Origin of the sequence: Dialister sp. i34-0019-2H8, from assembly GCF_042846925.1 — a bacterium.
Lineage (GTDB): Bacteria > Bacillota > Negativicutes > Veillonellales > Dialisteraceae > Dialister.
Map to the genome: position 1 here is coordinate 1,232,458 of NZ_BAABYQ010000001.1, position 21,731 is coordinate 1,254,188.

The following is a 21,731-nucleotide window of genomic DNA, read 5'->3' on the forward strand; positions in this document are numbered from 1 at the left end:
TTTATGCCTCCATCAAAGCCAGCGGGCAATAAATATCTGCCACGACCATAGAATCCTCATTTTTTAAGCCAAACTCGCCCTTGAGTTCGATCTCTGCGAGATTTCTGACGATTTGAAGCCCCAGATCAAATGTCCTTGTACTGAAATCTTCCGGCAGCGGGTGTCCATTATTTTTGATAGATACATGCAGGCGTCCATGATCGATCTCCGTGCCGACCACCAGCGTGCCGCGCGGCATCTTATGAAATCCGTGGTCGATCGCATTATGAATGAGTTCATTCGTTGCGATCGCAAGCGGTACGGCTTTTTCGGAATTCACGATCAAAGGCCGCCTTCCTTTTTCGCGCACCACATCGACGGCGCAGAGTGCGAGACTGTCGACAGAGAGCTTGCAGATCTTATCGAGAAGCACGTCCATATCGACCTGATCCCCACTCTGGTTCGCCAAAATGTCGTGGATCTTGGAGATCCCAAGTATTCGGCTGACGGCTCTCTTCAGTGCTTCTTTTGTATCTTCATCCTTTGAGCGCCGCGCCTGCATGCGAAGCATCCCCGCAATGGTATTCAAACTGTTTTTGACGCGGTGATGGATCTCTTTGATGACGGAGTCCTTGACAAGGATCTGCCGTTCTTTTTCACGGATGGCTGTCACGTCGGTCAAAACGATCACCGTCCGCGTCACCCGGCCGCCGGAAATGATCGGGAGCCCCCAGGCGGAGAGCGTCATATTTTCAGACACTTCATCGCTGAATGCAGGGCGGCCTGTCTTCATGACTTCATCGACCAGCGGGAAGTGGACGATGGTGTGTCCGATGATGTCACGCTGCTCGATCGCCTCCTTGTCCAGCACGAGATAAAGATCGTCGGCCATGTCATTGGCATACATGATGCGTCCGGCGGCATCGAGTATGATGACGCCGTCCTGCGGACGGATGCTGTAGTAGTCTTTGCCGGCAAATGGTACCTGCAGCGCCAGATTCGCCGTATCGGTCAGCACCTGCTGCTGGGACAGGGACACGGAGGCAAAGCAGACGACGGCAAAGGGCCGCCCTGCATTATCAACGATCGGATACGCTGTGACGGCGATCTCCCGTCCTTGATCCAGCTCCTTCCTGCCGACGACCTTGCGCCCTGTCTGGAAGACATTGTCGACGATCGCCAGATCATCCACCAGAAAGGTGTCTCCAGCATGGAAAAATGTCGAGCCATGGGTGTAGGATGGCTTCACGGCTGTCAGTATGACAGAGATGTCTTCATTCTTCCCTCGGGCACAGAGGTAGACCTGGCTCTTAGAAATATCGGAAGCGCACTGCAGAGCCACCTGCATGTGATCTAAGATTTTTGCCTGTACGCCAGTCAGATTGGTCGTATCCCGGACTAGGGTATAGAGCTGACTGACTTCGATTCCTCGGGTCTGCATCGCGTTTCATCCTCTTTTCGTTCGCAAAGTTTAGAGCTTCACCTGATCTGCCAGGAAAGGCAGACGGGGATCTGCATTGAGTGTCAGAGGAGCATAGTCCCCCGCCTGTGCCATGTAGTAGGCACGGCAGCCGATCATGGCTCCATTGTCTGTGCAGAGGACGGGATCAGGACGGCACATGCGGATGCCGCGTTTGTCACAGGCTGCCTTCAAGGCCTTGCGAAGACCGCTGTTGGCAGCGACACCGCCGGCAAGGGCAATGGTCGAAAGACCTGTCGCATCGACGGCGCGCATGGCTTTCTCGACCAGTACATCGACGACGGCTTTCTGGAAGGAGGCTGCCACATCATTCGGATGGACCTCCTCTTTCTTCATTTTGGCCGTATTGAGGTAATTGATGACCGCTGATTTGAGTCCGCTGAAGGAGAAATCATAGGTGTGCTCTTTTCCAAGCCCCATCGGGAAATGGATGGCATTCGGATCTCCTTCCTGTGCCAGACGGTCGATGTGAGGACCGCCCGGATAGGGATAGCCCATCACACGGGCGATCTTATCGAAGGCTTCTCCGGCCGCATCATCGCGCGTCTGTCCCAAAAGCTCGAAGGTGTTGTAATCCTTCACGATGACGATCATCGTGTGACCGCCGGAGACGACAAGCGCAAGGAATGGCGGTTCCAGATCCGGATACTGAAGAAGATTTGCAAAGATATGCCCTTCCATATGGTTGACTGCGATCAGCGGTTTTCCGAGTGCCCATGCCGCGGATTTCGCCGCGGCGACACCGACCAGCAGTGCGCCCACGAGCCCCGGTCCCTGCGTCACGGCGATGGCATCTATATCCTGCCAGCCTAGATGCGCTTCTTCAAGGGCTTCGATGGCAACAGGAAGGACATCCTCGATATGGTGGCGGGATGCGATCTCCGGCACGACACCGCCGAATTTCTTATGGATCGGCACCTGCGTGGAGATCACATCGGATAAGATATGACGCCCATCTTCGATGACTGCGCAGGAAGTCTCATCGCAGCTCGATTCAAAGGCTAGTATTTTCATGTTGACTCCTTATTTAGTGTTGAATAGATCCCCGGACATAGGGGTCAGGGGAATGAGAAAAGGCCTTCTTCCCCTGAGAAAGGGGCGCGGCTTTTCCGCCGGGCAAAGACGGACAAGGCGTAAGCCCCTCTCTTTGTCTTTACGTTTCCGGTCCGGTCACAATGCTCTTTCCATCACATACCCATCCTCGATGGGCAGATCGTAGACCTTCTTTCGGAGACCCAGATTTTTGAATCCGAAGGTCTCATACATCTTCTGCGCGGACAGATTGCTCACGCGGACTTCGAGAAACATCGTCTGCATACCACGTCCCCGAGCTTCTTCGATGCCTTTTTGAAGGAGCATACGTCCGATGCCCTGACGCCGGCAGCATGGGCGGACGCCGATATTCACAAGTTGTGCTTCGCCCGCTATGAACCAGAAACAGCCATAGCCTGTGATAAACCCGTCCTCTTCGGCCACAAGGTAGAAACTATGCTCATTCTCCATGAGGTCATGATGCACCGTCTCCTTGCGCCACGCATCGGAAAAGCAGAGGCAGCCGATATCATAAATGGCAGACACATCCTTTTCCTCCGCTTCGCGGATCAGGATTTCCCGTGCAGTTTTTCCCATAAGACCTCTGCCTCACTGCGGCGAATGTAATTTGGAAGAAGGGAGAGCGGATCATCCTTTTCGCCCTTTTCCAGCCTTGCCCAAGCTGCTCTTGCGACACTGCCGGCTCTGGCAAGGCGGCTGTGTGGCGCTGCCACGCGGATACCGGCGGATACCAGCTTTTCCTTATACGTATCGGCACATTCACCGACCGCGATGACAGGGCCTCCATGACGGAGGGCCGCCGCAATGACATCATCAATGGGCGCCGCCTCTTCCGGTGCTTCCTTCCAGAATTCGTCAAAAGCCCCGTAGAGCGCCGCATAGACATGGCCCCTCTGGGCATCCTCGAGCGGCAGGATGAAAGCCTCGGCCCCCTCCATATTCCGCGCCAGTGACTCCAGCGTATCGACCCCGACGATCGGTACTTTCCAGATATAGGCTGCCATCTTCGCTGTCGCAAGGCCGATGCGCAGTCCGGTGAATGAACCGGGCCCGATGGAGACGGCGATGGCCGTGATGTCTTCCTTAGATACGCCTGCCTCCTTCATCATGGCATCCAGATGCGGAATGAGCTGCTCGGAATGGGTCAGTCTTTTCTGCACCGTCCATTCTGCGACGAGCCGGTCTTTTTCCGCCAGCGCGCACGACAGCACAAGGGAAGAGGTATCAATGGCTAGAAGCATAGTGTGTAATCTCCTTTACGATCGCATCCGGAGCAGCGTCGCTCCATGTGATGCGGATTTCTCTTTCTGTTTCCGAGAGGACACGGATGTCTATATGGATCGCTTCCGGTGGCACGACATCAGGAAACATGTCTGCCCACTCAGCGACCGTCACGCCGCCCATGCTGTATTCCTCCCACCCGATATCATAGAGCTCTTCTTCTCGATGCAGGCGGTAGAAATCAAAGTGTTTCAGGGGAAGCGCGCCCTCGTAATAATTCATGATCGTGAATGTCGGGCTCCCGATAACGCCGGAAATTCCCATGCCGGCAGCGAGTCCCTGCACGAAATGGGTCTTGCCGGCACCCAGATCTCCGGATAGAGCGATGAATTCATCATTCACCGCTGCTGTTCCGAGAAATCGTCCAAGCGCCATCGTTTCATCCACGCTCTTTGTATGTAGTACTACCTCATGTTTCATGGAGCCACCTCATCAGATCTTCATGGCAGGCAAGACCTGCCTCATAGCCCTCTCGGTGGAGCAAGCGGAGCTTCTCCACATTCTTCTCCGTCCGTGATACGACGACGGGCTTCTTCGGACGGATGACAAAGACGCGCCCTTCTTTTTCCAAAGAAAGGAGCTTTTCTACTTTTTTATTATATATCGCAGGGATGGCGCACATTTCCTCGACCACCCGCGGATAGTCCTTCCCATAGAACATAGAGAGCAGCGCATGAAATCCGGCAGGCACCGGCCTTTTGCGATAGTCTCTATCGCGCGTTAAGATGTACACTGGCTTTCGGCAGCACATAGGAAGCTCCTCGGGCAGCGGCACAAAAGGCATGCCGATCCCGCCGTCTACATAGATGCCGTCCTTCAAAGGGACAGGCTTTGAGAAAAGCGGGATCGAGCAGCTGGCTTCCGAGATCTTGAAAAATTCCTTCACCGTACACGAGCGGCTCGACACGTAGACCGGTTGACCCGTGAAAGCATCCGTCATGATGATATAGAGCGTCTCCTTCGACTTTTCCGCCGCCTCAAAATCGTAGGGATCGATCGACTCCGAAAGCTCGCCAAAGATGAAGTGGAAATTGAAATAACTCCCCCGCTTCACCAGATGCCGCAGTCCCATATAGCGCGGATCCTTCGCAAATCGGGTATTCATCCGAAGACTTCTCCCGCTCTGATGCGCCAGGTAGCACAGCCCCTGCATGGAACCGGCTGAGATCCCCATAGAGCATGGAAAATACAGTCCTTCCTCCATGAAGGCGTCCAGCACGCCGGCCGTAAAGAGCCCGCGCATCGCACCGCCTTCCATGATGAGCAGGCTCTCTTGCGCTCCATGGATCTCGCTTTCTGTATTCCACGCTTTCATCATGAGTGAATGGAATGCCTCCTTTGGAATAGTACCGGGGAATCGGATGGTCTCATCGAAGGGGCGCACCCTTCGGTGAAACCATCTCCCGTGAAGCCGTTTTTTTACTTAGAACCCTTCGACTGATTCTTGACTGCATTGATCTTCGCCGCGATGGCATCCTGATCTCCTAAGTAGCTTACATCATGCACCGTGAAGTCTTCATTCAGATGATACACGAGCGGCACACCGGTCGGTACATTCATGCCGGCGATCTCTTCATTCGAGATCCCTTCGAGGTGCTTTCGGAGCGCGCGGATGGAATTCCCATGGGCTGCGATCAGGATCTTCTCTCCCTTTGCGATTTCCGGACGGATCACGTCTTCGAAGTACGGAGCCACACGTGCGACCGTATCCTTCAGGCATTCTGTCAAAGGAAGCTGTACTTCATCCTTGAATTTCTGATACGGCGCCTGGTTCTCCGGGCATCTTGGATCATCTGCCGAAAGAGCCGGCGGACGGACGTCATAGGAACGACGCCACAGATGAACCTGCTCGGCACCGTATTTATCCGTGGTCTCTGTCTTGTTGAGTCCCTGCAGCGCCCCGTAGTGACGCTCATTCAGGTGATAATTCTTCTCGACAGGGATCCAGGTGAGATCCATCTCATCGAGCACCGTGTATGCCGTATGAATGGCACGCTTCAGTACAGATGTATAGCATTTGTCGAAGGTAAATCCCTCTTTAGCGAGCAGGCGGCCTGCCTCACGCGCTTCGCTGTAGCCTTTCTCCGTCAGCTCGACATCCGTCCAGCCGCAGAATAAATTCTTCTGATTCCATTCACTTTCTCCATGACGAATGACTACCAGTGTGTACATCGTTTTTCTCCTTTTTACAATACCTATTGTAAATCCCATATATTCTACTATATACTGCCTTGTCTGATCATCGGTCATGAATCACCAAAATGATCATACCCTTTGGCGAAAAGCCTCTTGCGCCCGTCTCGATCCGTCAGATACACGATGCCTGTGCCTTCCTGCGTGACCCTTCCGATCACAGAGACAGGCAGCAGCGGATCGAGCTTTTGAAGGTCTTCTTCTGAGATCGTCCCGATGAGTTCATAGTCCTCACCACCCGTGAGTGCCCAGTCCAGCGGATCCTTGGAGAGACGCGCGCCCAATTTTCCGGCTTCTTCGGAAATCGGGATCTTCTCGCGAAAAAGCTCGATCTCTACATGGCTTGCTTTGGCGATCTCATTGATCTCTGAGGAAAGACCATCCGAGACATCATTCAAAGATGTCGCTCCGGCTGCTCTGAGTGCGCTGCCGAGCTTGATCTGCGGACGCGGCCGCTGATGGCGCTTACATAGAGAGGGATACTCTTCCGAAAGCCCCGCAAGCAGCGCGGAGAGTCCGGCGGCTGAGTCACCCAGTGTCTCCGTCGCAAAGACGAGATCGCCAAAGCGCGCCCCGCCTCGCGTGACTGCACGTCCTTTGGGCACCATACCGACCACCGTCCCTGTCAGGATGACACCACAGGGAGAGCCCGTGACATCGCCGCCCAGAAGATTCACGCGATAGGATGAGCAGCACTCGCGGATCCCCTCATAGAGGGATTCCACCCAGGATACCGGCAGCTGCTCCGGGAGCGCCGCCGAAATGACGAATCCGATCGCATCCGCTCCCATCGCGGCCATATCACTGAAATTTGAAGCACAGAGCTTGTATCCGACATCGGAAGGGCGCATCGTCTTCTTGATAAAATGGATCCCTTCCACCATCGTATCGGTGGAGATCACCTGATCATAGCCGGCCGGCACCCTATACACCGCCCCATCATCGCCAGGGCCGATCACGACCAGCTCCGGCCGATAGATGAGATCCTTCGCTATGCGATCGATCAGACCGAATTCACCGACATCTTTCACAGTCTCTTCCATGAAAATCCTCCTTCGAAGCGGCCTTTGCAGCTGCTTTCTTGCGAAGATCAGGCTTCCACCAGCAGGGCCCCGAGACCTTTCAGATCTGCGAGCGCTTTTTTATGATCCTCTTCAGCGACCCAGCCCAGCCCCGGGACGAGAAGCGTCACGCTCCGCCCTGACTGCAAAAGAGACAGGACCGTCTCCTTCACGCAGTACTCCGAAGCGATACCGCCCACATAGACATGAGAAGACGCGACATCATGCAGCGCCTTCCCTTCCGAGTTCATCCCATGGAAAGCAGAGTATTCTTCGACATCATCCCGCAGACCTTTGAGAAAGAGATTTTCCTTCGATGGACGATTGGCCGACCGCTTGATATCCCGTGCAAAAGAGGGATCCAGCGCCGCCCCTTCGGAGCCGGCCACACAATGGACCGGCCAGATGCCGCCATTCTTTTTGAAAGAACCATTCGTCTCACTGTGCCAGTCAGACGTATACAGCGCACGCACTTCGTGTGTATTGATAAAATCGACCAGCCATGCCACCGCCTCATGGCTGTGAGCGCAAGCCAGCGTACCATCGATAAAATCATATTGACAGTCTACTATGATCAGATCATCCATGTGATGAGCCTCCTGTATGCAAAATGGAAATGTTTTTCCCTCTGCCATCTTATTTTAACATATCCGAAGAAAGATGCATAAAAAAAGTGCGCTGTGCATGAAACATCATGCATAGCGCGCCCTCTCTGATGGCAGATGAAAGCTCTGCTTAAATTAGGAATTAGGAATGAAGGTGGCGGCTTCGCCGCGAGTATATATGGGGCGATGCCCGAAAGCATTATCAAGTCACTAGTCACTTGAGGCTCCTAATCTCTGGTTGCTTTAAGACGCCAGTCACCAACAGTCAAACAGTATACATCATCTAAACCTCTGTATTTACTGTAAGAATGGTATATTTGATATTGTTGTAAACCATAAAACAAACTACATCTTGCGTCACACTTCTTTCCCCACTTGCATTTTTCTTTAGAACGTAGTACCATATAGTCATGAAGCATAGACATATTTGAACATGTTCCCCAGATGGACGGTTTCTCCGATTTCCAGAATTCTCTAAGCGCTACGAGATCACAGGGAGGGCCGCACCGGAAGGGGCAGATCTGCCATATGCATGCGTCATCGGATGGGTCAGCGGAAGCGTACAGCCTGCTGCCGATGCCCATTTTAGGCTGACAAGTAAGAAAAATGAATATCCGGAAGCATGGCTTTTCCACTTCCCTGTCCTCTGCGAGGCCGGGTTCCGACGATAGCACAGGCCCTCCCGCACTTCGGTGCTCATGGACGACCGTCACCGATTCCGAGCTCCGCCTGCATCGGGTATAGGTGGGAAGCCTTTTCCGGATGTTTTTTTATGCCTTTTTTTGCACGGCTGGTTCTGCCGCTTCCTTTGCATGCCGGATAAAAAGGTGTAGTATATAAGCATGTAGTCAAGGACAAGGAGGCAGCTGTGCATACATCAGAAATTGTTTTGCAAACACTCAAAGAAGGAAACGCCGCGTATGTAAAGAGCGGTGCTTTTGCCGGAGACATCTCCCCGGAGAAACGTCTCGCCCTGACCGGTGGGCAGTCTCCTCGCGCTGTGATCATCACCTGTGCGGATTCCCGCGTCATCCCCGAAGTCATCTTCTCCTGTGGTCTAGGTGAACTTTTCACCATCCGCATCGCTGGAAATGTGATCGACGCCCACCAGCTCGGCTCCATCGAGTATGCCGTATCCCATTTGAAAACGCCCCTCGTCGTCATCCTTGGCCATACCGGCTGCGGCGCCGTGCAGGCCGCGCTCCATGGCGAAGCCGACGGACACATCCGCTACATCGTAGATACCATCCGGGAAGCCATCGGTGAAGAAAAAGACCCTCGTGCGGCCTGCCGTCTGAATGTCCTCTGCGCCGGCAAGGAGATTCGCGCCGCCTTTTCCGCGGAAGAGGATCCTCTGCTCCAAGAGGAGCAGGTCGCCTGCGCTGTATACGATATAGAAACAGGCAAGGTCGAGTGGCTGGATGAGGATGACTAAGAGAATACGGCTTTCAATAAAAACGCCATGCAGATCCCGACGGATCCGCATGGCATTTTTTATGGGAAATTCAAAAGGATCCCGGCTCAGCTGTGGATTTCTCTCAAAGGATACGACCGCCCCGTGAGAGAGCGTGCTCCCTTTTCTGTGATGACATAGGTGTTTTCCGTCCCGACCATGCCGAGCCCTGGGAGCGCGATTTTCGGTTCGACCGCAAACGTCATACCGGGCTCGAGCACCTCCTTGAAGCCCTTTGCCAGAGCAGGCGCTTCATCCATCACGAGTCCGATGCTGTGTCCGAGGAATTTGCCCCCGTTCATGAAGTCATCCCCATATATATTTTGAAACTTTTCCATCGGTTTTAGATACAGATTCTCGATCGATTCCCCCGGCTTCATCAAAGAGACGACCTCCTCCTCCAGACGAAGACACTCCTCCTGCGCCTTGAGAATGGCATCCGCCTCCGGATTCTTCGCCAGTTCCCCGAAGTAGTAGACCACCGTCTTATCTGTATGATAGCCATCAAAGCCGCAGGGAATATCGAGATAGACGAGCCGTCCCTCTTTCAAGCGGCGGAAAGCATTCCCGATGGACTGCACCGCGATGCAGGTCCCATCCGTACCTCCCGGGCCGTCAAACCCCGTGCGGACAAGACCACTCTTACCGAAGGACGCCAGCCCGACGGCCTCTTCCCCCAGAGACTGATTGAAGCGCGCCGTACCATGAGAACCGCGGATCACCATTTCCTTGTAGATCTCGATGGCAAGCTCTGCCTCACTGATGCCCGCATGGATGAGCTTCGGTGCGATGACATCCAAGACCGTCTCATGGATACTTCCCGAACGCTCCATCTGCATGATTTCATAGGCACTTTTCCGAAGACGCAGATCCTGCATGATATCATCCAGCGGCAGCGCCGTCTCAAAAGGAAAATGCTTATGGAAGAGCTTCATCCAGTCCAGTGTCGTCTTCTTTGTTTCTACATAGATCCCCTGAGGGACATGTGAATAAAAAGCCGCCGCCTCGCGGAAGCTTCGCATCGGGCGGATATCACTGAAGTGAGACTCATTCGAAGCGCGCACGAAATTTCTCCGCACCCACAGGACCGCATCCGCCGGACGGATGATGAGTGCTCCTTCCTGCATCGTCCCCGTGAAATAGTACATCGCTACCTTGTGACTGATGACCGCCATCTCCCAGTCCGGATGACGCGCATCCATGAGTTTCCGAAATTTTTCCAGCCGCTGTTCCAGCTCCTTTGCCGGGACCGGACGGATAGCATCCGTCAGAACGGACGCCTGCTCCAAAATTGCCATATTAGCTCCTTTATGTCTGACCAATCCACATCTAATGAATCTACTACGATTGTAGCAAAGATGATGTATCCCTGCAATGAAAAAGCCGGCGCGCATGTGGGACATGACACGCCAGCTTTTAGGAAACATAGATCATCGTATCTTAAAATTCACCGGCAGATAGATCGTGCAAGCCATAGGCTGGCCATGCGTATCCAAAGCAGGCGAAAAAGTCCAGCGATAGACTGCCTCGACCGCCGCCCGGTCCAAAGCCGCACTGCCGGAACTGCCAGATACGGAGACCGCATCGACTCCGCCGGAAGCATTGACGGTGATCCGCACCTGCACGACCCCGGACGTACCATCCAGCATGGCTCGTCCGGGATAATCCGGCTCCACATAGGATACAACCGACGGAGGCGTGACAGGGACGCCGCTCTGAGAACCAGATCCCTCACCATCACCCTGTCCGCTGCCTTCCCCTTCGTCAGCTCCCTGCCCCGTCGCATCGCCTTCCCCGCTTCCCGATCCACTTCCTGCCCCAGATAGAGAAGCAGCCATTTCAGTGCCCGAAGCTGAGGACGAAGCCTTCGTGTCAGGCAAGGTCGTGCGGTGAAAGACTTCCTCTACTACAGGATCCTCGTGCTTTTCCATGATAGGGAAATCTTCTGTCACATCCTCTGCCGTGGGTTCTTCCTCTTGTGTCGATAGAGATGGATGATCCATCTCCGCCGTTTCTTCTACCGGGGAAGGAAGCGCCTTTTGTCCACCGCCAGCCTGCCCTCCCCCCGTATTTAGGACGATTTCTATCGGCTCTTGAGAAACAGGCGGTTTCAGAAATAGAAATCCAGCCATCCCCAGCCACAGGGCTACCCCCGCATGACACAGGACAGTGACAGACAGACTGATGCCATACCGCTTCGTTTGCTGATCCAACGCGCGTCCCTCCCTTCATTGTTATGGCCCATGTTTTCACACAACAACCGTCAGAAAATAGGAATGACTATCCTCTATCGATCAGTGGCCAAAGAGAAGCGGGTCACACCAGCGCCCTTGCATGCATCCAGCAGATGCATGATGATATCATAAGATGCCTCTTTCTCTCCGCGGAGCATGACAGAAAAATCCGGATCATTCGCTGCCGCCTGCCGCATCCGCTCCAGCAGAAGCGGCTCTGTGATCCTCTCATCCGCCAGATACAGCGTCCCATCCGCTTTGACAGTGACAGTCCATCCACTCTTCTTTACATGTTCACTATGTTCCGCCTTGGGAAGGACGACGGGGATCGTTTGTATATTTGACATATACATGGTACTGACGACAAAGAAAACGAGCAGCAGAAAAATGAGATCGATCATCGGACTCAGCATCAACCCCGGCGCCGTGGAAAGATTCCTTTTTCTCCGTCTCATCATGATCCCCCGCCTTCTTTAAGCCTAGCAGCCAGTACGTCCGCGATGGTATCCAGATTCAGCGAAGCATTCCTGCAGCGATGAGACAGATACGCGTGGACACAAGTCCCTGCTATCGCAATGATCAGCCCGAAAATGGTGGTAATCAGCGCTTCAGCCAGCCCCGAAGTGACACCCGCCGTATTCGTCATCTGGCCCGCCATCGAGGCGAAAGTCCCCATCATCCCCGTGATCGTCCCCAAAAGCCCCAGCATCGGCGAAAGACCTATGACCACGCTGAGATAGTCCAGATGACTTTCCAGACGCTCGACAGCGCGATCCGCCAATTCATAGGTGACCGATTCCACTGCTTCTCCATAAAGACCCGCATCATCGATGATCCGGCAGGCCAGAGAAGCCGCATCCCCGCGCACAACGCCCGCCATATCGCGGGCTTCCTTCCTTTTCCCCGCATTCATCAGCTGACAAAACTGTAAGACAAAGGCCTCTGGAGAAATCACCTTCCGATAATAGAGAATCCGCTCTACCGCGATAAAGACCACAGCCATAGAGCAAAGGAGTAAAGGCCACATACACGGCCCGCCTCGGACAAAATATTGTATAGTCATATCAAACATGGCACACCTACTTCCTTTGTGGTAGACAGTAAACAATTGGCAGTTAACAAGATCCCAAATACCATCTTGCATCTTGATAAGCACGGGTATCAGATCACTAGTTCGTCTCCTTTGCTATTTTATTAGTTTTTTGCCTATGCATCTTCATGAAGTCAATATACGTTTGACATACTTTATACATCGATTCTGCAAAAGATTTATTCGGTATTTTCTGATATATCGGCTTTCTTATTGCTTCAGTTACAAGGTCATGCATCTGATCATAGATAGCTATAGAAGTGATAGCATACTGATTTTCTTTCATTCGAATATGAAGTTCCATAATGCTATAAGCAGGCACTCTATGGTCATCTTTCAACTTGTCAGCATATTGCTTCTTTAGTTTTTCCATGAGTGGCTTGTTATTATATATTGCCTTTACAGTCACAATGATCTCGTCTGCATCTTTTTCATTGTAATGCATCGACTCTGCATCAAAGCTATATAGCGCAATATCATTGCCATCTATCTCTATCCATCGCATTAACTCTTTTTCCTCAGCCGTCAATTTCGGCCTCGGATTCAATTCATAGATCACACCCTCTGAGGCATTTTCCCCCGTAGGGGATTCTTCTGCATCCAGCCCAAAGAGCGGACACAGAAGAAATACTGAAAACACAGGGGCTAGTATCCAACAAGCCTTAGAATGCATAGCGGATGCCTGCATTCAGTTTCCACTGCATTTCATAGTCGCCGCCAAAGCTGCGGGTGATATCTGCATAGAAGAGGGAGGAGCCGCCAATCTTCCAGGTACCGCCGAGCGCGAGTTCAGCCCAGGTATCACCGAAATCCTGTTTAATGGTGGTTGGAGTGCCGTTGCTTTCGCTGGTATAAGTCGCGGAGGTATCCCCATCAAATTCATGGAGGACACTTGCCTTCAGGTAATAGGAACTCCGGTCAGTTGTCTTACCCGCCGCAATGCCCAAGCGGCCGATGAAGCTATCCATGCCATCCTGATGAATGAACATTTTTTCATTGCCCGCAAAATTGCTGCTTCCTGTGTAATCATCGCTTCCCAGCTTGGAATAAGACAGCTGGATCTGCGGTTCCACATAGCCATGGCTGCTTCCAAAGCGTTTTCCATATTCTAAGGAAAGACCATATCCATTGGCACTATACTTCCCATCCAGTTTCTTTCCATCGACATTGTAGACGGAGTAGTCATTTTGCGTATGGCCAAATTTCCCTACGATGTCCAGATACTGCCCGTCCTCAAAAGTTTTCGTGCCATAAAGACTTCCCAGATACTGCTTCGGATCTCCGCTGCCGCCATAGCGGTAGGATGCGTCACCATCGTTGTAGTCAAAAGCCGCCCCGATGTGCCAGCCGGAAGCCAGCGCATGATCAGCGCCGACCTGCGCGCCCCAGAAGCTGTTGCTGGTGTACGCATGGTCTTTGTCGTACTTCGCTTTCCCTCCATACGTTCTCGCCCAGATACCATCGGATGCACCCATGCGAATATCTCCCATACGCTGCATCATATCCGTCATGCCGCTTCTCCATGCCAGCATCGAAGTCGTCATAGCCGACTTGACACTCTTCATCATGCTGGTTTCCGTCGAGCCTACCGTGGTTCGTGTCCCATCTTCACGGGTATACGTAGTACTGCCATCTGCATGATTTTCTACCGTCATGGCCGGCATCGCAAACATAGCTTTGGGCCGAGCCATGGCTCTTGCCAAAGCTCTCCCCTGTCCCAGAGAACCAGCCCCTGTGGATGCATCGAAGGAAATCGTACCCGTACGAGCCACGGACCGCGTCGTCAGTCCTTCATTGACCTTCACCGTGCCTGTCAGATTCCGTTCCCCTTCAGCGTACCCTGTATACGTCAGCTTCTTCGCCAAAGTTTCCATCGCTTCCCTATCGGAAAGACCTGCTCGATCCCCGCTGACGGTTATTGCCGACTGCGGAGCAGCTGCGCTGATCGTCACGCCCGCTCCATTCTTCGTCATAGTACCATAGTTCACCGTAGCATGACCACTATAGTTATCGATGGCGATCGCTTGATCCGACTTCTGGTTGATGATGCCCGCATTTGCTGCCGTGCTGCCGCCTACGAACTTAGTAATGTGGCTAGCCCCATTGGAGCCCACATCTTCATTATCTTCTGCATAGCGGGTATTCCGGGCTTCGTTGGTCCATGTTGCGCCATTCTGCAGCCACATATTGACCGTGCCGCCATTGTCCACGATCCCATGGAGATAGGAGTCGGATGTCGTCAGAGCCATATTGATATGGGCTCCAGAGCGGGCAAAGACATCCCCATTCAGCTGTACCTTCTGTGTGCCGGGGGCGGTACCTGCTGTACCGGTATTCACGTTAATGGTGCCCTGGTAAGCTCCCAAAGTATAGTACCCGTAGTTTCTGCCAGATGGTACATGGATCGTGCCGCCACCGATAGATACTTTGCTTCCTGCTGCATTGACCGTGATGCCATTGCCATAGACATCCATATTCGCCAGGCCTTTGACCTCGACCTCACTATTCTTGACACTGGTCAGTATCCCCGCATTATTGAAACGGGAATATACATTTTCTGGATTTAAGCCGATACCCCAGGTCGCACTGTCTGCGCCTTTGATATTCAGATTCCCATCCAGTGTGATTTTATTCGTCCCGGCAGCTGCATCACTGGCTTCTCCCCAGCGATCCGTCTTCTGGATAGCGATACCATTGCCGCCATAGCCTCCGGTCATAGCAATGTTCGTCGTCGGTGCATGGATCGTAATGCTGCTTGCCCCGTTGGCCGGCGCGTCGAGCCAGATGCCATTCGTGAGAGAATTGCCACCGGTCATGCCAGAGGTGATGATGTTCAGCTTACCTGCCGTGACAGTCACATTTTTCTTGTTTCCTGCATAGATGCCGGAAGGACTGCCGATCGTATGAGAAGACTGCAGCTGTAAAGAATAACCATCTGCATCAATTTCTACATCGTTTCCTTCGTGAGCATCAACTGCTGCCAATACATTAGTAGTTAAATCACCAGTAGCATATGTATTACCAGCCTGAATTACAGTATCCTCCATGAACATATATGACTGGTAATCTTCAGTATTTTCATTATTATAATAAGCAGTATCCTTGTTTGTGCCTGTTATTTGTGTTGTATAAGTAGGATGCGCAAATCCAGCATCCGGATTTATCGTTGCTGTTACAGAAACAGATGGCGTCGTCAATCCTTCTGCCTTGACCGCAGTCAAAGTCGCTTCATCCCCGTAAACGGTATCTGGCTGGAGCATGGCCATGAAATTGTACTGTGACATGCTGCTTTTACCAAAATCCTTAGCCGCCCAGGAATACTTCGGAGAAGTATCTCCGTCGGTATATACAAGAAGATTCTGTCCCGCTTCCACCCACAGTCTATGGGTATACATTTCGGCATTGAGCTTGCCGAACCAGCCATCATAGGTCCCCGAATGGACTACGGTCCAGTCCTTCGGATTTGTCGCATACAAATTGGATACCGTCGTCTGATAAATTGTAGTATCAATACCGCCAGCACTTCCCAGATTATAAGTCATCACGTAAGCGGTCCCATTCGGTAAGATTTTCAAATCTCTGAAGTCCTGACCAGTTGCTTGTACGCTGGTAGGCACCGTAATACTTTTTGTTTTTTCTTTACTCACTGCCCCGTTTGTTAATGTGGCTGCTGTAATGGAAGTTTCAGCATTTCCGGCCCCATAGTTCTGCATGCCACCGATCGCAGAGACGAAAATATGGTCATTGTACATATTCACTCTGGATTCATCCGTGTTTTTGCCGATGCGTGCATAGTCTTTATATTCCAATGTCCCATCAGACTTGATCGCATAGTGCAGCAAGTATCCTTCATCATAGTTGGAATATGTCCCATCCTTGTTTACGCTGGCGATCGCATACAGATCATTTCCTCTTATAGCAATACCTTCCCCATGCGCCTTGGTTTGAGTTGTATATTCCTTTGTAGAATCATCTTTAGTTGCCTTAATGTCATTCAACAAATCTACAGGTGTATTTTTATTAATTTCAGTAAGTGTTGTCCCGTTAATTCTGCTAATAGAAATTCTACCCAAATCATATCCTGTAGCATATACATAATTACCATTTGCTGCCACACCATGCGGATTTGCAGCGTTTATCAATTTTCCGGAAGCATTGGCTATATTAAAATCTCCGTCTGCATCCAGGATTTCATTCGCTTTCAGTGACCCTTCGCTCGTGCTGTAGGTATACTGCCGTAAAAAGATTTTGCTCTGTCCTTGCACGTTAATATTGAATACGCCCGGATCGCCATTCAAATTCTTAGTGCGCACAGCTTGGGGTGTACCATCGACCGTCGTAGTTACACGAGAACCTGTGATTGTACCCATGATACTACTGGAATAGTTAGAAGGAATGGTTACCATCAAATTGGCTGCATCTACAGGCATTTCTGGCACGAAAAACATACCGGTCAAAATACCTGCCACATAAAAAGCTCTACGAATTTTCTGAGAATGTACATGAGACATAAGTCATTCTTCCTTTCTCTGATTTGAATCAGATACCAAAAACATAGAAACTACAATCAACCATTAAAACTCATAACGAATGCTAGCATAATACGTTCGGCCCTGCAGTGGATATTGCGAATTTACATATAGATTATCTCCTACTGAGATTTTCATTTTGGGGTTGCGATTGAATATATCATTACATCCAAACACCAGCTGCCAGGAGTTGTTTGGCTTCAACTTGATACCTGCATTTACCACAGTAACCGATGGTGTCGGACATCCCAAGTCCATATCCATGTAGGTATCATATGAATCTGTATAGTGCGCCTCACCAAATATAGTAAACTTTGGACTTGGGAAATATGACAATCTCAAATTGCTTTCCCATTTTGGCTGATAGGTAGCATTGACATCAAACCATTCTCCGTCACCTCCTGGAATGTGTGAATCAATTTTCTGCTGGGCTTTGATCTTTGTATAGGTGGCATCTAAATCCAGACTGACGTGCTTCCATTTCAGACCGCTTTGCAATTCAATCCCATGTACCTTACCCCGACTATCATTGGTATAGCACCAAAAATCCTTCGATTTTCTACGAAGCTGAAGCATACGGTCTGTATCTCTCCAGAAATAGGTCAGCGTTGCATATGCATCCGATTTCAAAAATTTACCATTCCACAACGTACTGAAGTCAAACTGCTTTCCGTATTCCGGACGAGGAAAGGAAGCCTTTTCCCAGGTATCTGTCGGCATTGGCAGAATGCCTGCGCCATCCCCTGCAATTTCATACATATTGAGTAAACGATAGTAAGTACCGCCAGTCATACGGAAAGTCAGGTTATCGTTGACATTCTTCTTTAATGCCAGCTGCCATGTTCCTTTTCGATCCCGCTGGCTGTCCCTTGGATGGAACCAGCGAAATGCGTGAGAAGAACCATCTGGCTTTTCATAAAAGTTTGGCGAATCGCTATGTCCAATAATGGTAGAAGAATTAAATCGCCAAGATGGTGTCAAGAACCAGGTTGCTTTTTTGTCCAGCGTAATCGTGTCCTGTACCTGCAAATTCAATATTTTCTGCTCGAATTGATTTCGGATTTGCCAACTTGTCCATAAGCCAAAACTTTCTTCTGTGAAGTTTTTTAAAACAGCAGCCATATTAGAACCATCAATATTCAGTTTTTCATAGGAATAGTTGGCTTGAAATTCTAAGATTTGTCGATCGGATAACTTATAACTCCCATCCATTTGTAAATTATATTTGTTTGATGTGTATTCACTCCACGCCCTGAGTACAGAGTACATCCAAAAATTATCGGAAGCACTATTGCCCCAGTTCACATAATTTCCTTCTTCATCCCAAGGGTAATTGAGCTTGTTTTCTGCTCGATATTTTTTCTTCTGATGCTGGTAATCCACAAACCAGCCCCATTCCAGACGTCCGTTCTGCTGGCGGTTTTGCAGCATCATATTATAAGTATCTAATGTCTGCTTTTTGCTATCCGCCCACACTGAATCAAAGGTATCTGTTCCGATCCCTATATCATGTCCATTATCAGCGACAGACTCCAGCCCCCAGGTCGAGTCAGGAAGGTGTCTATTGATATGATCATAGGAAGCCTTCACCATCCAATTGTCATTCTGCCACTTAATTAAACTACTAATATTCTTCCTGTCGTTATATTTACGATGTCGTTCTGCTTTTTCTTTTTCCAGTCTTTTAAAGTTCTCTAAAGTGCGCTTCTTAGTATCCAAGTCATTCTTCTTTTTTTCATATTCTCCAGAAGTTTCTGGATCGAGGTCCTTCTTCGTATTATTCAATACATCGGCTTCACTTTTTATTTCATCAATTTTTTGATTTAGCTTATCTTTATATTCAGGATCAGTAGCTAATTTATCTTCAACTAATTTGGATACTTGTTTTTTTTCTGTGGCAAAATGTGAATCTTCAAAATACCCAGTTTTATTATCCCAGGAATCTTGCAAATTATATAATACTAAATTAGCTTGCGCCTCTTTATTTCGTTGAATAGTTTTTTTTGCTAGCTTAATTTGCCTTTCCGTCTTATATTTTCCCGAATCTATATTACTTTGCAATTTTTCAATATTTTTAGTATAGTTATCATACTCACGTTTAAAACGTTCGTCCGAATTATAATAATAAACCGTTGCAGAAGACTTTAGATTCTCATCAGCAAAAGAATTATCCCATTTAGAATACGTATCCCTTAATTCATCTTTTGCCTTTTGGGTATTCACTTCGATATATGAATTAATTAATCCACCATTCCGCACATAACCCAACCATCCTTCATTATCTACTTTCCCTGCACTATCAATATATTGATTCCTTACATTCTCAGATATATCGCCTCTTTTATACAAATCTTCTATATTATTTTTATTCCAATTATCTAATGTCAGACTATTCTCAATACTTTCGATCACGCTCGGATACTCATCTAAAACTCGTTGCACCTCTTTCTGATTTTTCGGATCATCATAGGAGTAATTATGATACGGAAAATCCCCTTTGGCTGCTTCATAGTTCAGGCCCACGAGTAAGCTGCCAGAGGCGAGCGGACTCACCACTTCCAGGCTGGCGCTCTTTCCCCCGAAAGAGGCTTTGCCGAGTTCTGCCGAGATATTCGCCTTTGTCGGTTTCTTTGTCACCACGTTAATGACACCGCCGATGAAGGTCCCGCCAAAACGAGCCGGGATATATCCGCGGTAAACTTCGATACGTTCAACATTTTTGACCGGAATGGTGGAGATATCGACAGCTGCATCACCGCCGAGGTTCGTCATGACACCATCGACAAAGACGCCGACCTGTGCTGCGGTAGAACCACGAACAGTGACGACGGTATATTGTCCCTTGCCATTCACTTCACGCACATGCACGCCTGGGACCATTTTCAGTAAATCAGGAAGATCCTTCTGCTCACCCTTATATTCTTCAGGACGAATGACCGTGACGGTACCTGGAGAGAGTTTGGATTCCCAATCCGGGCGTTTCGCTTCGACAGTGATTCCTGCCAGTTCAAATTCCGGAGCATCGGAAGCAGACAACGCCTCTGCTGCACCTACCCCCCCCCGAAAAATTGTTTGCGATGCTGCACAGCGTCGCAAACACGGCCGTACCTAAGATGTGTAAATAGTGTTTCCTATTCATCATATGTACCTCTCTTCCCTGAAGAAACGGTGCTTTCTCCTCATCACCGTCTCTCCGACCGATACAAAAAAGCCGCAGAAAAACAGGCTGTGCTGTGTACTCATTTCATGGCATCACAAAGCACGCTCTGTATCTGCGGCTATTCATTCGATAGCTTTTCGATTTTCAGGAAAATCATAGGTCTGATCTCGCAAAGAGGCTCTGCTGCGTGGTTTCTCCCAAGCGGTGCTCTTTTGAAGCCGTACATTCTTTTCATTTCTTTGTGAGGCGCTGCGCCTTTCACACGTTTTGCAAGCACGGCTTCGAGCAGTCAACCCATGTCCCTGACTTTGAACGAGCCAGGTTTCCTGCAGTAGAAACAGGCAGGCACTCTGACTGAGTTCCTCGCTTCTCATGTCCTCGTGACGGACTTGCCATGAGAGAGCTCCCCATACAGTTGCGGAACAGTGCCGGATTCTCACCGGCTTCCCCTGTCCTGTTTCCTATGTAGTTGTCGAATTATGTATCAGAAAATATAAGTGTGAGCTTTATCGTATCTTATAAAACACAAGTCAGCTCTTTTATCATTATAATGATACGACTAATAAAATGCAAGTGCACTCTAATAACTAAATAATAAATTATGTTTATAGCATTAATTTCAAGCGTGCTTTGTCTCTCTTTTATATCATCGCGCAAGCCTGACGCAGGAGCCTATGAAGACGCATAAAAAAACATCCGTATTTCTATAAAAGAAGTGCGGATGTTTTTCATGCCGGAAGTCTTTCATTGTTTCCCATATACAACGCCGGAAACGACGGAGAGCTTTTTCCCGAGATCTTTATATTTTTCCTCGTCATACTCGGCATAGCAGATCTCCTCGCCCTCGCCCGCCTCAGCGAGGACATGCCCCAGGGGATCGATGAAGCGGGAGTGGCCGCCTAGGACGACATCCTTATAGGTACCTGCCATATTGACGGCGCAGATGCAGATGCCGTTCTCGATGGCACGGGCAGCGGAAAGGACACGCCACTGGAGGATATGCTTCTTCGGCCAGGAAGCGGGCGCGAGGACGAGGGTCGTCCCGGCCTTTGCCATTTTTCTCCACATCTTTGGGAAATAGAACTCATAGCAGACAGCCATCCCCGTCTGGATGCCATGGATCCTTGTCTGCATGAGCGCATCCCCCGGATGAAAGAGCTGCGCTTCGAGGTATCCTTGGAAAAGATGCCGCTTGCTGTACTCTGCAATGCACTTTCCATCCGGTGCAAAGAGGAAGCCTGTATTCCGTATGATAGCACCGTGACGGATAGGAAGTGTCCCCGGAGAGAGCGTCACACGGTGCGTCCTTGCAAAGTCAGAGAGCTTTTCGAGAAGCAGAGCATGGCGGGAAAGGATATGCTCTTCGAAGTGATGAAAATTATAGCCGATCGTCCACAGCTCGGGGAGTACAAGAAGATCACTCTTTTCTGCCGCTTCTTCCATCATGGAAAAAGCACGACTGATATTTCTCTCCACGTCACCGGAAGCGGATGCCATCTGGATCATTGCGATACGCATGGAATACTCCTTAAAAACGAAAGAGGAGGCAGAGAAGGAGCCCTGCCGTATCAAAAAGGCTGTGAAGCCATCCTTCACAGCCTTTTGTAAGTCAA

At 50.2% G+C, this 21,731-nt stretch carries 18 protein-coding genes and 1 riboswitch; of the genes, 1 reads left to right on the top strand and 17 read right to left on the bottom strand.

Annotation, left to right across the window (positions count from 1 at the left end):
* Position 1: 1 nt before the first annotated feature.
* The 9 genes from ACGG9R_RS05205 to ACGG9R_RS05245 form a co-directional block, all read right to left on the bottom strand.
* Positions 2-1,420, bottom strand: a complete 1,419-nt coding sequence (locus ACGG9R_RS05205) for a histidine kinase N-terminal domain-containing protein (protein ID WP_390152297.1) — start codon at positions 1,418-1,420, stop codon at positions 2-4.
* Between the two features lie 30 nt (positions 1,421-1,450).
* Entirely contained in the window at positions 1,451-2,473 is a 1,023-nt protein-coding gene (gene tsaD, locus ACGG9R_RS05210; protein ID WP_390152300.1) for a tRNA (adenosine(37)-N6)-threonylcarbamoyltransferase complex transferase subunit TsaD, read from the bottom strand.
* Between the two features lie 156 nt (positions 2,474-2,629).
* The gene (gene rimI, locus ACGG9R_RS05215) at positions 2,630-3,088 is read right to left on the bottom strand and encodes a ribosomal protein S18-alanine N-acetyltransferase (protein ID WP_390152302.1); all 459 of its coding nucleotides are present in this window, start codon (positions 3,086-3,088) and stop codon (positions 2,630-2,632) included.
* Positions 3,061-3,753 carry a tRNA (adenosine(37)-N6)-threonylcarbamoyltransferase complex dimerization subunit type 1 TsaB gene (gene tsaB / locus ACGG9R_RS05220; protein WP_390152305.1) on the bottom strand — a complete coding sequence of 231 codons (693 nt, stop codon included), beginning with the start codon at positions 3,751-3,753 and terminating at the stop codon, positions 3,061-3,063. The genes rimI and tsaB overlap by 28 nt, the downstream gene beginning before the upstream one ends.
* A complete protein-coding gene (gene tsaE, locus ACGG9R_RS05225) occupies positions 3,737-4,213 on the bottom strand; it encodes a tRNA (adenosine(37)-N6)-threonylcarbamoyltransferase complex ATPase subunit type 1 TsaE (RefSeq protein WP_390152309.1) in 477 nt (158 codons plus the stop codon). The genes tsaB and tsaE overlap by 17 nt, the downstream gene beginning before the upstream one ends.
* Complete coding sequence (locus ACGG9R_RS05230; RefSeq protein WP_390152312.1) at positions 4,203-5,111, bottom strand: patatin family protein; 909 nt, start codon at positions 5,109-5,111, stop codon at positions 4,203-4,205. The genes tsaE and ACGG9R_RS05230 overlap by 11 nt, the downstream gene beginning before the upstream one ends.
* Positions 5,112-5,212: 101 nt before the next feature.
* Positions 5,213-5,965, bottom strand: a complete 753-nt coding sequence (gpmA, locus tag ACGG9R_RS05235; RefSeq protein WP_390152314.1) for a 2,3-diphosphoglycerate-dependent phosphoglycerate mutase — start codon at positions 5,963-5,965, stop codon at positions 5,213-5,215.
* A gap of 74 nt (positions 5,966-6,039) precedes the next feature.
* The gene (gene thiL, locus ACGG9R_RS05240; RefSeq protein WP_390152317.1) at positions 6,040-7,029 is read right to left on the bottom strand and encodes a thiamine-phosphate kinase; all 990 of its coding nucleotides are present in this window, start codon (positions 7,027-7,029) and stop codon (positions 6,040-6,042) included.
* Between the two features lie 47 nt (positions 7,030-7,076).
* Positions 7,077-7,634 carry an isochorismatase family protein gene (locus ACGG9R_RS05245; RefSeq protein WP_390152320.1) on the bottom strand — a complete coding sequence of 186 codons (558 nt, stop codon included), beginning with the start codon at positions 7,632-7,634 and terminating at the stop codon, positions 7,077-7,079.
* An 886-nt stretch (positions 7,635-8,520) separates the two neighbouring features.
* On the opposite strand from ACGG9R_RS05245, the gene ACGG9R_RS05250 reads away from it, so the two are divergent.
* Complete coding sequence (locus ACGG9R_RS05250; RefSeq protein ID WP_390152323.1) at positions 8,521-9,087, top strand: carbonic anhydrase; 567 nt, start codon at positions 8,521-8,523, stop codon at positions 9,085-9,087.
* 86 nt (positions 9,088-9,173) lie between these two features.
* Here the strand turns inward: ACGG9R_RS05250 and ACGG9R_RS05255 are convergent, their stop codons facing one another.
* The 8 genes from ACGG9R_RS05255 to ACGG9R_RS05290 form a co-directional block, all read right to left on the bottom strand.
* Entirely contained in the window at positions 9,174-10,403 is a 1,230-nt protein-coding gene (locus ACGG9R_RS05255; protein ID WP_390152326.1) for a M24 family metallopeptidase, read from the bottom strand.
* A 132-nt stretch (positions 10,404-10,535) separates the two neighbouring features.
* On the bottom strand, positions 10,536-11,318 hold the full coding sequence (locus tag ACGG9R_RS05260) for an energy transducer TonB (RefSeq protein WP_390152329.1): 783 nt from the start codon (positions 11,316-11,318) through the stop codon (positions 10,536-10,538).
* A 74-nt stretch (positions 11,319-11,392) separates the two neighbouring features.
* Positions 11,393-11,752, bottom strand: coding sequence for an ExbD/TolR family protein (locus ACGG9R_RS05265; protein WP_390152332.1), 360 nt, complete (start codon positions 11,750-11,752; stop codon positions 11,393-11,395).
* A 41-nt stretch (positions 11,753-11,793) separates the two neighbouring features.
* The gene (locus ACGG9R_RS05270; protein ID WP_390152335.1) at positions 11,794-12,366 is read right to left on the bottom strand and encodes a MotA/TolQ/ExbB proton channel family protein; all 573 of its coding nucleotides are present in this window, start codon (positions 12,364-12,366) and stop codon (positions 11,794-11,796) included.
* A gap of 142 nt (positions 12,367-12,508) precedes the next feature.
* Positions 12,509-13,102: a hypothetical protein gene (locus ACGG9R_RS05275; protein ID WP_390152338.1), complete on the bottom strand. Its 594-nt coding sequence runs from the start codon at positions 13,100-13,102 to the stop codon at positions 12,509-12,511.
* Positions 13,092-16,940 (bottom strand): autotransporter outer membrane beta-barrel domain-containing protein, encoded by a 3,849-nt coding sequence (locus tag ACGG9R_RS05280; protein WP_390152341.1) that lies wholly within the window; start codon positions 16,938-16,940, stop codon positions 13,092-13,094. The genes ACGG9R_RS05275 and ACGG9R_RS05280 overlap by 11 nt, the downstream gene beginning before the upstream one ends.
* Positions 16,941-17,003: 63 nt before the next feature.
* Complete coding sequence (locus tag ACGG9R_RS05285) at positions 17,004-20,054, bottom strand: TonB-dependent receptor plug domain-containing protein (RefSeq protein ID WP_390152344.1); 3,051 nt, start codon at positions 20,052-20,054, stop codon at positions 17,004-17,006.
* 386 nt (positions 20,055-20,440) lie between these two features.
* Positions 20,441-20,598, bottom strand: a riboswitch (cobalamin riboswitch).
* A gap of 264 nt (positions 20,599-20,862) precedes the next feature.
* Positions 20,863-21,636, bottom strand: a complete 774-nt coding sequence (locus tag ACGG9R_RS05290; protein ID WP_390152347.1) for a nitrilase-related carbon-nitrogen hydrolase — start codon at positions 21,634-21,636, stop codon at positions 20,863-20,865.
* Positions 21,637-21,731 lie beyond the last annotated feature (95 nt).

Excerpts from the sequence above, each read along its gene's own strand:
- ACGG9R_RS05205 (WP_390152297.1), bottom strand. The coding sequence starts at position 1,420 with ATGCAGACCCGAGGAATCGAAGTCAGTCAGCTCTATACCCTAGTCCGG.
- tsaD (WP_390152300.1), bottom strand. The coding sequence starts at position 2,473 with ATGAAAATACTAGCCTTTGAATCGAGCTGCGATGAGACTTCCTGCGCA.
- rimI (WP_390152302.1), bottom strand. The coding sequence starts at position 3,088 with ATGGGAAAAACTGCACGGGAAATCCTGATCCGCGAAGCGGAGGAAAAG.
- tsaB (WP_390152305.1), bottom strand. The coding sequence starts at position 3,753 with ATGCTTCTAGCCATTGATACCTCTTCCCTTGTGCTGTCGTGCGCGCTG.
- tsaE (WP_390152309.1), bottom strand. The coding sequence starts at position 4,213 with ATGAAACATGAGGTAGTACTACATACAAAGAGCGTGGATGAAACGATG.
- ACGG9R_RS05230 (WP_390152312.1), bottom strand. The coding sequence starts at position 5,111 with ATGATGAAAGCGTGGAATACAGAAAGCGAGATCCATGGAGCGCAAGAG.
- gpmA (WP_390152314.1), bottom strand. The coding sequence starts at position 5,965 with ATGTACACACTGGTAGTCATTCGTCATGGAGAAAGTGAATGGAATCAG.
- thiL (WP_390152317.1), bottom strand. The coding sequence starts at position 7,029 with ATGGAAGAGACTGTGAAAGATGTCGGTGAATTCGGTCTGATCGATCGC.
- ACGG9R_RS05245 (WP_390152320.1), bottom strand. The coding sequence starts at position 7,634 with ATGGATGATCTGATCATAGTAGACTGTCAATATGATTTTATCGATGGT.
- ACGG9R_RS05255 (WP_390152326.1), bottom strand. The coding sequence starts at position 10,403 with ATGGCAATTTTGGAGCAGGCGTCCGTTCTGACGGATGCTATCCGTCCG.
- ACGG9R_RS05265 (WP_390152332.1), bottom strand. The coding sequence starts at position 11,752 with ATGCTGAGTCCGATGATCGATCTCATTTTTCTGCTGCTCGTTTTCTTT.
- ACGG9R_RS05270 (WP_390152335.1), bottom strand. The coding sequence starts at position 12,366 with ATGTGGCCTTTACTCCTTTGCTCTATGGCTGTGGTCTTTATCGCGGTA.
- ACGG9R_RS05275 (WP_390152338.1), bottom strand. The coding sequence starts at position 13,102 with ATGCATTCTAAGGCTTGTTGGATACTAGCCCCTGTGTTTTCAGTATTT.
- ACGG9R_RS05280 (WP_390152341.1), bottom strand. The coding sequence starts at position 16,940 with ATGTCTCATGTACATTCTCAGAAAATTCGTAGAGCTTTTTATGTGGCA.
- ACGG9R_RS05290 (WP_390152347.1), bottom strand. The coding sequence starts at position 21,636 with ATGCGTATCGCAATGATCCAGATGGCATCCGCTTCCGGTGACGTGGAG.